Annotated in this window: 12 protein-coding genes; 11 read left to right on the top strand and 1 reads right to left on the bottom strand. The window is 52.2% G+C overall.

The annotated features are described in order from the left end of the window. The first annotated feature begins 8 nt into the window (after positions 1–8). The 9 genes from OFAG_RS12090 to OFAG_RS12050 all read left to right on the top strand — a co-directional run bounded on the left by OFAG_RS12090 (position 9) and on the right by OFAG_RS12050 (position 9,406). Positions 9–656, top strand: coding sequence for a YfgM family protein (locus tag OFAG_RS12090; RefSeq protein ID WP_005875678.1), 648 nt, complete (start codon positions 9–11; stop codon positions 654–656). 4 nt (positions 657–660) lie between these two features. Then, a complete protein-coding gene (gene bamB / locus OFAG_RS12085) occupies positions 661–1,818 on the top strand; it encodes an outer membrane protein assembly factor BamB (protein WP_020995348.1) in 1,158 nt (385 codons plus the stop codon). Between the two features lie 3 nt (positions 1,819–1,821). Further along, positions 1,822–3,159: a ribosome biogenesis GTPase Der gene (gene der / locus OFAG_RS12080; protein ID WP_005875680.1), complete on the top strand. Its 1,338-nt coding sequence runs from the start codon at positions 1,822–1,824 to the stop codon at positions 3,157–3,159. Positions 3,160–3,299: 140 nt separating this feature from the next. Continuing rightward, a complete protein-coding gene (hfq, locus tag OFAG_RS12075; protein ID WP_020995347.1) occupies positions 3,300–3,539 on the top strand; it encodes an RNA chaperone Hfq in 240 nt (79 codons plus the stop codon). Positions 3,540–3,563: 24 nt separating this feature from the next. Further along, the gene (gene hflX / locus OFAG_RS12070; RefSeq protein ID WP_005875682.1) at positions 3,564–4,703 is read left to right on the top strand and encodes a GTPase HflX; all 1,140 of its coding nucleotides are present in this window, start codon (positions 3,564–3,566) and stop codon (positions 4,701–4,703) included. Between the two features lie 27 nt (positions 4,704–4,730). Continuing rightward, a complete protein-coding gene (gene hflK, locus OFAG_RS12065; protein WP_020995346.1) occupies positions 4,731–5,996 on the top strand; it encodes an FtsH protease activity modulator HflK in 1,266 nt (421 codons plus the stop codon). Next, positions 5,996–6,868, top strand: a complete 873-nt coding sequence (gene hflC, locus OFAG_RS12060) for a protease modulator HflC (RefSeq protein ID WP_005875684.1) — start codon at positions 5,996–5,998, stop codon at positions 6,866–6,868. The genes hflK and hflC overlap by 1 nt, the downstream gene beginning before the upstream one ends. A gap of 64 nt (positions 6,869–6,932) precedes the next feature. Beyond that, positions 6,933–8,096, top strand: coding sequence for an ATP phosphoribosyltransferase regulatory subunit (locus tag OFAG_RS12055; RefSeq protein WP_005875685.1), 1,164 nt, complete (start codon positions 6,933–6,935; stop codon positions 8,094–8,096). Next, positions 8,093–9,406: an adenylosuccinate synthase gene (locus OFAG_RS12050; RefSeq protein ID WP_005875686.1), complete on the top strand. Its 1,314-nt coding sequence runs from the start codon at positions 8,093–8,095 to the stop codon at positions 9,404–9,406. The genes OFAG_RS12055 and OFAG_RS12050 overlap by 4 nt, the downstream gene beginning before the upstream one ends. Before the next feature lie 60 nt (positions 9,407–9,466). Here OFAG_RS12050 and OFAG_RS12045 read toward each other — a convergent pair whose 3' ends face one another. Beyond that, positions 9,467–10,480, bottom strand: coding sequence for a serine hydrolase (locus OFAG_RS12045; protein ID WP_051347057.1), 1,014 nt, complete (start codon positions 10,478–10,480; stop codon positions 9,467–9,469). Between the two features lie 348 nt (positions 10,481–10,828). On the opposite strand from OFAG_RS12045, the gene smc reads away from it, so the two are divergent. Both smc and OFAG_RS12035 read left to right on the top strand, forming a co-directional pair. After that, the gene (smc, locus tag OFAG_RS12040; protein WP_020995345.1) at positions 10,829–14,362 is read left to right on the top strand and encodes a chromosome segregation protein SMC; all 3,534 of its coding nucleotides are present in this window, start codon (positions 10,829–10,831) and stop codon (positions 14,360–14,362) included. Beyond that, positions 14,359–15,471, top strand: a complete 1,113-nt coding sequence (locus OFAG_RS12035; protein WP_005875689.1) for a cell division protein ZipA C-terminal FtsZ-binding domain-containing protein — start codon at positions 14,359–14,361, stop codon at positions 15,469–15,471. Before smc ends, OFAG_RS12035 begins: the two co-directional genes overlap by 4 nt. Positions 15,472–15,473: the final 2 nt, after the last annotated feature.

Below are 15,473 nucleotides of genomic sequence, written 5' to 3'. Positions count from 1 at the left end.
CATCAGACATGGCTTACGATCTAGAAGAACAGGAACAACTGGAATCCATCAAGGCATGGTGGAAGAAACACGGGAACTGGATTACCTGGGTCCTGATTATCGTATTGGGCTGTTATGCTGTTTACGCGTATTGGGGATATTACCAGCGCAAACAGACGGCGCAGGCTTCCCAGTTATATTACGAGATGCAGAGTGCCGTTCTGTCCGGCGACAGTGAAAGGGCATTGCGAGTTGCCAAAGACACCCAGGAAAAATTCGGGGGCACGGCTTACGCGCCCATGGTAACCCTCGTCGCCGCCAGGATGGCTTACGAGGAAAAGGATGCCGATACCGCCAAGTCGCAACTGAAATGGATCGTCGATAACGGTAAACAGGATGGTTATAAGGCGATCGCGCGTATCCGTCTGGCTGGAATCCTGCTTGATGAGAAAGCGTACGACGAAGGCATGAAACTGCTTTCCGTCAGCTTCCCGGAACCGTTTGCCAGTCTCGCGGAAGACAGGAAAGGAGATTTTCTGGTCGCGCAAAACAAACTGGCCGAAGCCCGTATCGCTTACCAAACTGCACTGGAAAAAGCTTTGCCGGACGATCCGGGCAAGCAACTGATTCAGCTCAAACTGGAAGAAATCGGTGTTCCATCAGAATCCAAAGGATAGATTTGTGAAGAAACTGTTACGATCAATCGTTGTCCTGTCCAGTGCGGCCCTGTTGTTGCCGCTGGCGGGATGCAGCATGTTCAACTGGTTTTCAAAACCGGCGCCACGCCATCCGCCTGCCGCGCTTGCCCAGTTCACGCCCTCGAAAACCCCTCATCGTGTCTGGTCGGCCAATGTCGGTTCGTCGGGGAATTATGTGTTTTCACCGGCCTATACTTACGACGCCATTTACAGCGCGGCCGCAGATGGGACGGTTGTCAAAGTCGACGCCTCAACCGGCAATGAAATCTGGCGCAAAAATGTCGATATGGACTTGACGGCCGGGGTCGCCAGTGATGGCACTACAGTGGTGGTTGCCGGTGTCAAAGGCGTTTTGATCGCTCTGGATTCCGATGGACAGGAAAAATGGAAAGCCCCGGTTTCAACAGAAGTGCTGGCCGCTCCCGTTATCGCACACGGTCTCGTCGTGGTCCGGAGCATGGACAACAAGATAGCCGCCTATGATGTCGATACAGGTGAACGGAAGTGGATGGTGGCGCACCGCGCGCCTTCCCTGATGTTGCGTTCATCTCCGGGAATAGCGACAGTCGGACCGACAGCGATCGTTTCGTTGCCCGGTGGCAGAATGCTTTCGATGATGTTGAACAACGGGGCTATACGCTGGGAAATTCCTATTGGCGACGCGCGAGGGGCAACTGAACTCGAACGCATAGCCGATATGTCGGGTGTCCCGGCGATTTACGGACAGGGCGTCTGTGTCACGGCCTATCAGGGCCGTATCGGCTGTTTCGATGTGGTGTCAGGCTCGACGTTCTGGGTCAAGAATTTTTCCAGCAAGGTCGGTGTCAGTATCGATGAAGAGCATGTTTATGCGGTTGATGCAGATGACAAGGTTTACGCTTTCTCCAATTTTCGCGGGCAAAGTGTCTGGCGAAATGACAAAATGACCTATCGCGACCTGACAACGCCTGTGCCTTTCGGTTCCACGGTTGCGACAGGGGACGGGCAGGGATTTGTCCATTTCCTGTCGCGTTACGACGGTTCGTTCGATGCGCGGATCGAAACGGATGGATCGGCTATTTCCGCAACGCCCATTGTGGTTGGCGACAGGCTGATTGTTCAAACGCGTGCCGGATCGTTGCAGGCATTTACCCTGGATTAAGAAATGAAACCTGTCATTGCCCTGGTCGGCCGTCCCAATGTCGGCAAGTCCACTTTATTTAACCGGCTCACCCGTTCGAGGGCCGCGCTGGTCGCCGATTATCCCGGTTTGACCCGGGACAGGCATTACGGGGAAGGAAGAATGGGAGACCGTCCTTTTCTGGTGATTGATACGGGCGGTTTCGAACCGGTTGTGAAAGAAGGTGTCCTGCAGGAAATGGCCAAACAGACGAAACAGGCCGTTGCCGAGTCGGACGTTGTCGTGTTTATGGTTGATGGACGCCAGGGAATCACGCCGCACGACAAGGCAATCACCGATTATCTCCGCAAATGCGGGCGTCCTGTCATTCTTGTCGTCAACAAGGCCGAAGGCATGAAATATACTGCTGTCGTGGCGGATTTCTATGAACTTGGGCTGGGCGATCCTCTGGTCATTTCGTCTGCACACGGCGACGGGGTACATACCCTGCTTGAAGAAGCGCTTGGAAAGGTGCCGTATGCGCCTGCCGAGACGGAAGACGGGATTGCAGGAGAACAGAGGCCTGTCAGGCTGGCTGTCGTCGGTCGTCCCAATGTCGGCAAATCCACCATGATCAATGCGCTTTTGGGAGAGGAGCGGGTCATTGCTTTTGATTTGCCGGGAACAACACGCGATGCCATCGAGATTCCTTTCGAGCGGGACGGCAAGCACTACACACTGGTCGATACCGCAGGTCTCCGGAAACGGGGAAAAGTTTTTCAGGCGATTGAAAAGTTTTCAGTCGTCAAAACCTTGCAGGCTATCTCCGAAGCGAATGTCGTGCTTCTGCTTTTGGATGCGCAACAGGATATTTCGGAACAGGATGCCCATATTGCCGGTTTTGTTCTGGAAAGCGGAAGAGCGCTGGTTGTCGGCATCAATAAATGGGACGGTTTGCCGCCGGACAAACGCCGGGAAGTCAAAGCCGAAGTCGAACGAAAACTGCATTTTCTTTCTTTTGCGAAGTTCCATTATGTATCGGCTCTGAAAGCAACCGGGATCGGCGCCCTCATGCGGTCGGTCGATGCCGCCTATGCTGCCGCAATGGCCAAACTTTCGACGCCACGTCTGACGCGTGTGCTGGAGGAAGCGGTCGAACATCAGGCGCCGCCACGCCGGCAGGGTTCCATCCGGCCCAAATTGCGATATGCCCATCAGGGCGGCCAGAATCCGCCCATTATCGTCATCCACGGAAACAGTCTGGAAAATGTCGGCGACGATTACAAGCGTTATCTGGAAAAACATTTCCGGGATGCGTTTTCCCTGACCGGAACACCTTTGCGTATCGAATTCAGATCCGGCAAGAATCCATTTGCGAAATAATCGACCCAAACTGAAACAGGTCATATCCAGATGCCATAAATAAGGTATAGTTGACCTGTTTCAGGAGTGCCTTCTACGGTACACTAAACCGGATTTCGTCTCCAGTAACCAATTAAAACTATTATTCAATGGAGTCAAACATGAGTGCGAACAAGGGACAAATGCTGCAGGATCCTTTTTTGAACATTCTGCGCAAGGAACATATTCCTGTTTCCATTTATCTGATCAACGGGATCAAATTGCAGGGACAGGTCGAATCTTTTGACCAGTATGTCGTATTGCTGCGTAACAGCGTTACCCAAATGGTTTACAAGCACGCCATTTCGACCGTTGTGCCTTCCAGAGCCATCAACCTGAATGCGGATGAGGAAAATGCCTGATGCCTTCCGGAACGGGTTGTTGAAATGACAAAAGCCATTCTTGTCGGAGTCGATTTCGGAAAAGGCGATTTTGCTGCGAGTGTCGGGGAACTATCCTTGCTTGCCCGATCGGCAGGTGCGGAACCCGTTTTTACCGTGACAGGCAAACGGTCCAGCCCCGATGCCGCTTTTTATGTCGGAAGCGGGAAAGTGGATGAGATTGTTCAGGCCGTTCATTTGTACAATGCCGGGCTTGTTATTTTCAATCATGCGCTCTCTCCCGCACAGCAACGCAATCTCGAGAAGCGGCTGGATATCGGGGTTGTTGACCGGACCAGTCTGATTCTGGATATTTTTGCCCAGCGGGCGAAGAGTCATGAAGGCAAGGTTCAGGTGGAACTGGCGCAATTGCAGCATCTGATGACGCGGCTGGTCAGGGGCTGGACCCATCTGGAAAGACAAAAGGGGGGTATCGGTTTGCGGGGTCCCGGGGAAACCCAGCTGGAGACCGACCGGCGTCTGATTGGCGAGAGAGTGCGCATGCTCCGAACCAGACTGGGAAAGTTGCAGCGCCAGCGCGAAACGCAACGACGGTCGCGTAACCGGAATCAGGTGTTTTCGCTTTCACTGGTGGGTTACACGAATGCAGGCAAATCCACGCTATTTAATGCCATGACCAAAGCCGGCACTTATGCAGCCGATCAGTTGTTTGCGACGCTGGATACGACTTCAAGGCGCATTTATCTGGAATCCGTAGGTAATGTGGTGGTATCCGATACCGTCGGGTTCATCCGTGAATTGCCCCATCAACTGGTAGCCGCTTTTCGGGCCACTCTGGAAGAAACCATACATGCCGATCTGTTGCTGCATGTCGTCGATGCCGCCAATCCCATGAGAAACGAGCAAATTGATGAGGTCAATACCGTCCTGGAAGAAATCGGGGCCCGGGATGTGCCGCAACTGCTCATCTGGAACAAGATTGATGCGGCAGGTTTAAAACCCGCTTTAGAGCGGGATGAGTATGGTAAAATCAGTCGGGTATTTGTCAGCGCGAGAACGGGCGAAGGCCTTGATTTGCTGAGAAGTGCCATTGCTGAATACGCGAAGGACCAGAAGATTTCCCGTTCCGGTGATATGGATGAAAGAGATGGATCTGACAATCATTCCGATATTGCCAGTAATTGATTTGAACCATTTCACATAATTTTGAGAATGTTGTTTTCACCGTTACCCGATTCAAGCAAGCCGGATCCACTGTGTGACGATCTGTTCGGCCACGGCCACGGTTTCGACCGGGAGCAACCGCCTGACGTCGAAAAAATGTGGAAGGATTTCAATCGTCGTTTAAACCGTCTTTTTCGCTGGAAAAGAAAAAAAGACCAGAAACCTGAAGATCCTGAAGATCCGAACAAGGATGACGACGATCCATTTGGCGACAGGGAAGCGCGTCCTCGCGGCCTCAAGATCGCGCTTGGCCTGATCCTGCTCATCGCGACCGTGTTCTGGTTGGGAACCGGCTTTTATTCTGTTCAGGAGGGACAAACGGGCGTTGTCATGACTTTCGGCCGTTTCAGCCGTTTTGCGCCGTCCGGCATCAACTGGCGGATACCCTGGCCGATACAAAGCCATGAAGTCGTCAATGTCTCGCAGGTGCGGACTGTCGAGGTGGGGTACCGTAACAATCTCAGGAACAAAAAGCTCGAAGAAGCCCTGATGCTGACAAACGACGAAAACATTGTCGATATCCAGTTTGCCGTTCAATACAAACTGAAAGATGCGGCCGATTGGGTCTTTAACAACCGCGATCAGGAAGACATGGTCAGACAGGTTGCGGAATCGGCTATCCGCGAAGTAGTCGGCGGCAAAAAAATGGATTTTGTCCTGTATGAAGGGCGCGACCAGATCGCTATGGACGCGCAGAAAATCATGCAGGAAATTTTTGACCAGTACCGTTCGGGAGTGCTTGTTACCAATGTGACGATGCAGGGTGTGCAACCGCCTGAACAGGTTCAGGCGGCTTTTGACGATGCCGTCAAGGCGGGACAGGATCGTGAACGGCTGAAAAACGAAGGACAGGCCTATGCCAACGATGTGATCCCGAGAGCGCGTGGAGCAGCAGCACGTCTGAAAGAAGAAGCCGAGGCATACCGGCACAAGGTTGTCGCCAATGCCGAGGGTGACGCTTCCCGGTTCAGACAGATTGTTGCCGAATACCAGAAAGCGCCTGCTGTGACGCGGGACAGGATGTATCTGGAAACGATGCAGCAGATTTTTGCCAATACCACCAAAATGATGGTCGACGCCAAAACAGGCAATAACCTGCTGTATTTGCCTTTGGACAGGCTGATTGCGCAAACGGGATCCCCGGATTCCGAAAGAAACGGCTCGCAATCCGCTTCTTCGTCCGACTCTTCCGCTTCGGCACGTGGGGGTGAGAAAGAGCGGGCCCGCGAAGATCGCGTAAGAGGAGGAAGATAATGCGTTACGTTATCGGATTTTTTATCTTTGCGGTGATGGCCCTGACGGTTGGGACCGGGATTTTTGTGGTGGATCAGCGGCAATACGCTATCGTTTTTGCGATGGGAGAGGTCAAGGAAATCATTGATGAGCCTGGCCTGTATTTCAAATTGCCCGCTCCTTTTCAGAATGCGCTTTTTCTTGACAAGCGGATTCTTTCAACAGAAACGCATGAGCCGGATCGGATTATTACAGCTGAAAAGATGAATATTCTGGTCGATTCCTATGTTAAATGGCGGATTGTCGATCCTCGCCTGTTTTATATCAGCTTCGGCGGAGATGAGCAAAGAACGCAGGATCGGATGGCGCAAATCGTCAAGGCGGCTTTAAACGACGAAATCACCAAACGGACGGTGAGTGAAGTCATTGCCGGCGACCGGAATCGGTTGATGTCGGCCGTCAAAAACAAGATGGCGAATGAAACCAGGCATATCGGTGTGGAAATCATCGATGTGCGTCTTAAACGGGTCGATTATGTCGACCAGATTAACAGTTCCGTCTTTGAAAGAATGAAGTCGGAACGGACGCGCGTGGCCAATGAACTGCGATCGATTGGCGAAGCCGAATCCGAAAAAATCAGGGCCGATGCCGACAAGCAGAGAACGGTTATCCTTGCCGAAGCCTTCCGCGATGCGGAAAAGATAAAAGGTGAGGGCGATGCCAAGGCTTCGCGTATTTACGCCAGTGCCTTCAGCAAAAATCCGGAGTTCTATCGTTTTTATCGCAGTCTTGAAGCCTACAAGGAAAGTTTCAAGGACAAGAAAGATGTTCTCGTGGTGGATCCCACTTCCGAATTTTTCCGTTACATGAAACATCCCGGAGGGGCGCACTAGGTTTTTTGTGCCTCCTTTAGCGGCTCCCTGTATTATCATTTAACTTTTTTGCTGAATTTGAATCATGCCTAACTGGCTTTTACCGGAATTTATCGCTGACGTTTTGCCTTCCGAGGCACGCAAGATGGAAGATCTGCGGCGAAAAATTCTCGATGAATTCCGTTCCTACGGTTACGAACTCGTCATTCCTCCCATGCTCGAATATCTGGAGTCGTTACTGACCGGCGTGGGGCAGGACACCGAAATTTATACCTTCAAGCTGATTGACCAGTTGTCGGGCCGTACCATGGGCATTCGTGCGGATATGACCACACAGGTTGCCCGGATCGACGCCCATCTTTTGAATCGCAATACAGTGACCCGGCTGTGTTATGCCGGCAGCATTCTTCACACACGTCCTTCAGGTTTGCAGGCGACACGGGAACCTTTGCAGATCGGGGCTGAAATATTCGGTTACCCCGGCATCGAGGCCGATGCGGAAATCCAGAGTCTTGCATTGGCTTCCCTGAAAGCGGCAGGCATTTCCGGGGTTTGTCTCGACCTGAGCCATGTTGGCGTGTTAAAAGCCTTGATCGCAAGCGATCCGCTGGCCCAGATATTTGAAGCGCAGCTGTTCGATTTGCTGGAAACGAAAGATATGCCGGGGTTGATCGAGCTGACGAAAGGCTTTCATGAAGATACACGCACCGCGTTGCTGGCATTGCCCAGTATGTATGGCGATGTGGAGATACTGAAAGAAGCGAAAAAAATACTGCCGGATACCGAAGGCATTGCAAAGGCGCTGGCTGAACTGGAATATCTGGCTGGTCAGGCTGAATGCGACAGGGTTACAATCGACCTTGCCGACATGCATGGCTATCATTATCATAGCGGCGTCATGTTCGCCGCTTACGTGCCCGGGTTGCCAAATGCCATTGCGCGGGGCGGCCGGTACGATCATGTCGCGGAAGCGTTCGGGCGTTCACGTCCGGCAACCGGTTTCTCGATGGATTTGAGAGAACTGGCGAGAGTGCTTCCCGCAGCCGAAAAGCGTCATGTCATTCTTGCGCCCTGGAGCGACGATGAAAAGTTGTGTCGGAAAATCGGGGAACTGAGACAGTCGGGCGAAATTGTTGTTTATGAATTGCCGAATTCACGATCCGAGCATGACGAGTTTGTTTGCGATCGTTTCCTGGTTCAGGAAGCGGACAACGGTGACTGGATACTGAAAACGGCAGGTAACGAATGAGTGGAAATATGGCCAGAAACGTAATAGTAGTCGGAACTCAATGGGGCGATGAAGGAAAAGGAAAAGTCGTCGACTGGTTGACGGATCATGCGCAGGGAGTTGTCCGGTTCCAGGGCGGCCACAATGCAGGGCATACGCTGGTAATCGGCGGCCAGAAGACGGCATTGCAGCTGATTCCTTCGGGAATCATGCGGCCCGGCGTCGCCTGTTATATCGGTAACGGATGTGTGCTTTCCATTCCGGATCTGTTACGGGAAATCGACAAGCTGGAAGCGGTCGGTATTGAAGTGGTTTCACGGCTCAAAATCTCGGAAGCCTGTCCCTTGATCCTGCCTTATCACACCGCTTTGGATCTGGCCCGTGAATTGCGTCGCGGGGACGCGAAAATCGGCACGACCGGAAAAGGCATCGGGCCGGCTTACGAAGACAAGGTGGCGCGTCGCGCCATTCGTGTTGCCGATCTGTTGAATCCGGACCTTTTTGCGGAAAAACTGAAGCGGAATATGGATTACCATAATTTCGTACTGGAAAACTATCTCAAGGTTGAACCGGTTGATTACCAGAAGACGCTGGCAGATGCTCTGGCAGTCGTTCCCCGTATCAGGCCGTTGATTGCCGATGTATCGTCAGCCCTGAACAGGGCGTATGAATCCGGGGCGAACCTGCTCTTTGAAGGCGCACAGGGCAGTATGCTCGATGTCGATCACGGCACTTATCCGTATGTCACTTCCAGCAATTGCGTGGCAGGGAATGCCTCGGCGGGAGCGGGTATCGGGCCGGGCATGCTCAATTACATTCTTGGTATTACCAAGGTTTATACCACCCGCGTCGGTTCCGGCCCTTTCCCTTCGGAACTCTCGACAAACGAAGGCGTGGGAAAACATCTTTCCGTTGTCGGTATGGAATTCGGTACCGTGACGGGACGTCCACGCCGCTGCGGCTGGTTCGATGCGGCGTTGTTGCGTCGTTCCGCGCAGTTGAACGGCTTGAGCGGCCTGTGCCTGACCAAGCTGGACGTGCTGGACGGTCTGGACACCATCAAGATCTGCGTCGGCTATAAAATGGATGGGAAGGACATTTCCATTTTTCCGTCCAATGCAGAAGATGCGGCACGTTGCGAACCCATTTACGAGGAAATGCCAGGGTGGAAGGAAAACACGATCGGTACCAAGTCGATGGAAGCCTTGCCGCAGAATGCACAGGCTTATATCAGACGTATCGAAGAACTGGTCGGCAAGCCGGTCGATATGGTCTCGACAGGTCCCGACCGGGAAGAGACACTGGTTTTGCGCCATCCTTTTAAAGCCTGAATTCTGTCCCGTAACCATGAAAAAAGCCGGCGTAAACAGCCGGCTTTTTTGTCGAAAAAATCAGACCCGGGGTTCAGTGATGGATGTTTCAGATTGCGTCAGCCAGCTCCGGATACGCTGGGCGTCCGCCAGGCGGGCTCCTTTTCCCTTGGAATCGAGAAATACCATGACGATCGGACGTCCATTGATGACCGCTTGCATGACCAAGCACTGGCCAGCTTCGGAAATATAGCCGGTTTTCTGCAAGCGGATATGCCATTCGGGGTTATGAACCAGTCCGTTGGTGTTGCCATAATGCATTTCGCGCAATCCGTCGTCTATAGAGTAATAAGTATCGGTCGAATATTTTCTGAGGATCGGATATTGGGCAGCGGCCATCACGAGCTTGGCCAGATCACGGGCGCTGGCGATATTTCCGCTGGATAGTCCGCTGGAATCAACATAACGGGAATCGGACATGCCCAGTACCTGTGCCTTGATATTCATGGCATTGACAAAAGCGGAAATCCCGCCGGGATAATTGCGGCCCAATGCTGCCGCAGCCCGGTTTTCCGAACTCATCAAAGCCAGATGCAACAGATTGGCGCGCGTCATTTTTGTTCCGACCCGAAGACGCGAACTTGTGTGTTTCTGTACATCCACATCTTCTTCAGTGATTTCAAGAATTTCATTCATGTCCTGCATGGATTCGACGACAACCAGCGCTGTCATCAGCTTCGTGATGGAAGCCATCGGCAAGGCGATATCGGAGTTTTTTTCAAAGAGGATTTCGAGATTGGACTCGTCCAGTACAAGCGCCGCATTGGATTTCAGCGACAGGGGATCATACGTGTTTTTGAGACCGGCCAGATCACCGAAAGAGTAGCGGGGCACAACGGGAACCGACCGTCTCAGAGACACTTTTCGGTAAGCGGCACGCGAACGGTTGTGTGAGGTACGCCGATCCAGCGTGACTACTCTTTTGGACGGTTTTTTTGCATGGCGGGTTGAAACGATCCGGGCATTTTTCCTTTTTGAAGGAACGGCTTTTTGTCGGGCGACCGGTGTGCTTTTTCCTTTTTTTCCGGATGGCACGGTTTTTGCTGCTGTTTTTTTGAAGGAAGTTTTACCCGCTTTTTGGTGGCCGCCAGCCCGAGAGGTGCCGTAAAGACGCATAAAATGATCAGCGACAGCAGTCCACTCAGGATTTTGTGCATGGCAAGACTCCTTTGAAAGATGTTCCAAGTATACAAAAAAAGCGGCGTGACAAAAACCGAAAAAATGTAAAAAGCTGAGCAAAGGCAAATAGTTATCTCCGGTAATTGCACTTTTACCCGAAAGAAGAAAGCAGCCGGAAGTCTGGCAGATGAAATCACGCTTTTTTACCAATTCACGAATAGGCGAATGATATGATTATGGCTTTATGAAAGGGTATTTTTATTTGTGCAGTTAAAGTCCATAAAATTGTCGGGTTTCAAATCGTTCGTCGATCCCACGACCATTCAGATCGGAGGAAAACTGGTTGGTGTCGTCGGCCCGAACGGTTGCGGCAAATCGAATATTATCGATGCCGTTCGCTGGGTTCTGGGCGAGTCGCGTGCGTCCGAACTCCGCGGCGAATCGATGAAGGATGTTATTTTCAATGGAACTGCACAGCGCAAGCCTTCCGGAAGAGCGTCTGTCGAGCTGACTTTCGACAATAGCGATGGAAGAATCGGCGGCCAGTGGGGAAAATATGGCGAACTGGCCGTCAGACGGGTTCTGACGCGTGAGGGCGGTTCAACCTATTTCATCAATAATGTTCCAGTACGACGCAGGGACGTCCAGGATATTTTTCTGGGAACCGGTTTGGGCCCGCGAGCCTATGCGATTATCGGACAGGGCATGATCGCCCGTATTATCGAATCGCGGCCGGAAGAGCTGCGGGTTTTTCTTGAAGAGGCGGCAGGCGTTTCGAAGTATCGTGAAAGACGTCGCGAAACAGAAAACCGCTTGCTTGATACCCGTGAAAACCTGAACCGGGTTTCCGATATTCTGCATGAACTGGAACAGAATCTGGAAAAGCTCCGGTTTCAGGCCGATCTGGCCAGACAGTATCGCAACCTGACCGAAGCGCGGGACAGGCAGCAGAAATTGCTTTGGCTGATGCAGAAGCAAATGAGCGTCAGGGAACAAACGGAGCTGATGCAAAAGACAGAGGCAGCGAAAACCGAACTCGAGGCAATGACTGCCAGCCTGTTCAAATGTGAGGCAGAGCTTGAAAGATTGAGGGAAACGCATGACAGTGCAAACCGGAAACTGCATGGTGCGCAAGGCGAGCTTTACCAGACCAATGCGGAAATAGGCAGTCTTGAAGCGCAGATCCGGTACGTGATTGAAACAAAAAAAAGATTGCAGGCGCAGATGCTTGCCTACCGAAACCAGAAAGATCAATGGTCGGGGCAGATCGCGGCTTTTTCCGAAGAGTTCGCGAGCGCAAAAGAGGCGCTTGCCGGGATCAGCCTGGATAGCGAAGCCGCACAGGAGGACTACCTGCACCGGATTGACGAATTGCCGGAACGTGAAAACAGTCTGGATTCGGTTCGTGAACAGGCGCAAGAGATTCACGATCGTATTTTGCAGATCCGGCAGCAAATTGCCGTTTCGTCCAACAGTCATAAAAACCTGACCGCTTCACTGGCCGATCTCCAGATACGGCAGGAAAAACTGTTTCGGCAACAAAAGGAGATGCCAGAACCGGATGCGGATGCGCTGGCGTCGATGCGGGAAGAGCTGGCCGGGCAGGAATACGAGCTTGAAGAGCTGCGTTTGAAGAAAGAATTCAAAGAGGAGCAGATTCCGGAACTGGAAGAAACATGCCGTGTCATGCGTGGACAGCTGGATGAGTACACGACTCTTTGTATGCAAGGTGAAGCCCGTTTGTCGGCCTTGAAACAGTTGCAGGATAAAACCCGGACGCGGGGAAAATGGCAGGATTGGCTGGACAGGCATGAGCTGGCGGATTTCCCGCCCCTGTGGCAGTTCATTCATATTGATGCCAAATGGGAAAGAGCGCTGGAAACGGTTCTGGCGGAAAGAATAGGGGCATTTGAATTGTCTTCTCTGGATTGGGCAAGATCGTTTTCGAAAGAGGACTTGCCTGCCAGGGTCTGTTTTTTTACAGCTGGTGATACGACGTTTTCGGTTGCAGACGACAGGAAGGCAGATGGTCCGGTGTCGCTTGCCGAGCTGGTCCGTTGCGATAAACCGTATTTGTCGGAAGTGCTGAGAAACTGGCTGTGTTATGTTTATATTTCCGACAGTCTTGAGGCTGCCTTGCTTGAAAGGGAAAGGTTGCCGGCAGGTGCCTGTTATGTTGTCCCTGAAGGACACCTGATCGACCGGAAAAGTGTGCGTCTGTTTACCGTCGAATCCGAAACAGAGGGGTTTTTTTCACGGCAGCAGGAGATCGAAAGACTCGAACAGTTGCAAAAGAGGCGGCAGACCGAACGGTCTGCCGCGCTGGCGCAGCTCAAACAGGTCGAGACAGAGCTGAACGAAGTGCATGCCCAGCTACAGGAATGGCGCAATCAGGCAGGCAGTATGACGCATCGTATCCACGATATCCGCTTGTCGATTCTGAAAGCGGAAGAGGCGGAACGGCTTTACAGAGAACAGACCACCCGGGTCGAGAACGATCTGAATGAATTGGAGGAGGCAAGGCGCGAGAAAGAAGTCGCCCTGTGTGAAGAAGAAAAAAGGCTCGAAGAAATGGACCGGCTGCTGGGTGAGTGGCAGCAAAAGGAAGAGGATTTTCGGGATGTAACGGTCGGTGAAGAAGAAAAGCTGAAAATTTTCCGGGAAGAACTGCGTCAGGCGGAGCGCAAGGTAGAACAGGCGGCATTTGAAAAAGAATCGCTCATGAAGCGCCTTGCAGAACTTGAACGGCAGATCGAAACGGCAGAAAAACAGATTGCGACGGTATCCGGCAACCTGGATCAGGGACAGCTTGAGCTTCAGGAACTGGACGACAAGGCGGCTCAGGACAATCTCCAGACCCTGCTGGACAGGCGTGTGGCCCAGGAGGAAGCGATGACAAAATTGAGGCAGAATCTGGATGATCTGGCTCAACAATTGCGAACTTCGCTTGAACAAAGGCTTCAACTGGAAAGAGCTTTGCAGCCGCAAAGAGATAAAATAGTCTCCTTGCAATTGAAAGAACAGGCAGCACGTCTGGATGCCGAACAGTACGACCGGAAACTGGCGGAGGTCGCCGCAGATGTGGATGAATTGGCAAAATGGTTGCCACACTCAGCAAAGCCGTCGGTTTTCCAGTCGGAAATCGACCGTTTGTCGGCTGAAATCGAAAAACTGGGGCCGGTCAATCTGGGAGCGGCCATCGAATTGGAAGAAGGCGAGCGCAGGCAGGGGTATCTTCAGGAACAATATCAGGATTTGAGCGATGCCACGACGACGCTGGAAGATGCGATAAAACGGATTGACAGGGAAACGCGGGACTTGTTGAAAAATACCTTCGATCAGGTCAACAAATCCTTGAACGAACTGTTTCCGATGCTGTTTGGCGGCGGTCACGCGCAATTGTTGATGACGGGCAGTGAAATTCTGGATTCCGGCGTGCAAATCATGGCTCAGCCTCCCGGTAAAAAAAATGCCACAATTCACCTGCTGTCGGGTGGAGAAAAAGCGCTAACCGCGATAGCATTGGTTTTTTCGTTGTTTCAGCTGAATCCTGCGCCTTTCTGCCTGCTCGATGAGGTGGATGCGCCTCTGGATGACGCCAATACGGAACGTTTCAGCAATATGGTCACCAAAATGTCAGGAGAGACCCAGTTCCTGTTTATTTCGCATAACCGGATCGCTATGGAAATGGCGGAAGAACTTGTTGGGGTAACCATGCAGGAACAGGGGGTTTCCCGAATTGTCACGGTGGACATTAACGACGCTGAAAAATTTTCAGATGAGGTTTTAAAAGCATGACTGATTTACAGATAAGCTTGATCGGAATAGGGATAGCGATTGTCATCGGTGTCATTGCCTATAACAAATGGCAGGAATACCGGGCGCGGAAACATGTCGAACGGGCTTTTTCCGATCCTGTCGATGATGTCCTGATGAAAACGGATCAGGCTGACGGCAAGCCGGAACGCCGCGAACCTGTGCTGGGTAATGCCAGCGTTTCCGAAGAGCCTCCCGGATTTGCCGGAAGCGAACCCCGGCTGGTTCTGACAGACAACGACGGGAACGAAACGGCCGATGACGTCATTCCGATCAAAGTGCCGGATGTGCCGGTTGACGAACTGATCGAACTGACGATCCCGTTTAATCCGGAAGAGAGTTTCCGGGCCGAGAAAATACTGCCTCATCTTCAGTCCTTGCGCTATACAGGAAACAAACCGGTTCGTTTTCTGGGATGGCAGGAGGGGGACGAAGGGGAAAAGAACTGGCAAACTATCGTGCCCGGAAACAGTTATCGCCAGATTGAGGCTTGCATCCAGATTGCCAACCGTAACGGCGCATTGAACGAGATCGAATTTTCGGAATTGCTGTTGCGCTTGCGCCAGATTGCCGACGCAATCGGAGCCGAACCCGACGTTCCCGAAATGGCCGAGGTGATGGAAAAGGCCCGGCGACTGTACCAGTTCGTTTCAGATCACGATGCAAAACTGGGCATCAGTATATGCAGTAACGGTGCTCCCTGGCAGAAGGTCACCTTGAATACCGCTCTTGAAAAACAGGGGTTTGAATCCCGCCCGGATGGACAGTTCGTTATGCGGGACAAGGAAAATGGAGGCGTCCTTTTCACTCTCTCGACAAATGAATTGCCGGCTTCTGAAACGGCGACACGTCTGACCTTGCTGATGGACGTTCCGTGCGTTGCACCGGAAAAAGAGGGATTCAGCCAGATGATCCAGTGCGGAAAGGCGCTGTGCATACGTCTTGACGGCGCTCTGGTCGACGATGGCAATCAATTGCTGACCGACCGTTTTCTTGAAGAAATTGCCGGACAGGTGAACGATTTTTACCGGGAAATGCAGGAATATTCGATACCGGCCGGTTCGGCGCGTGCCTTGAGGCTGTTTAACTGATC

This window comes from Oxalobacter paraformigenes (genome assembly GCF_000158475.2).
Lineage (GTDB): Bacteria > Pseudomonadota > Gammaproteobacteria > Burkholderiales > Burkholderiaceae_D > Oxalobacter > Oxalobacter paraformigenes.
This window is presented reverse-complemented; position numbering and strand designations above follow the sequence as displayed.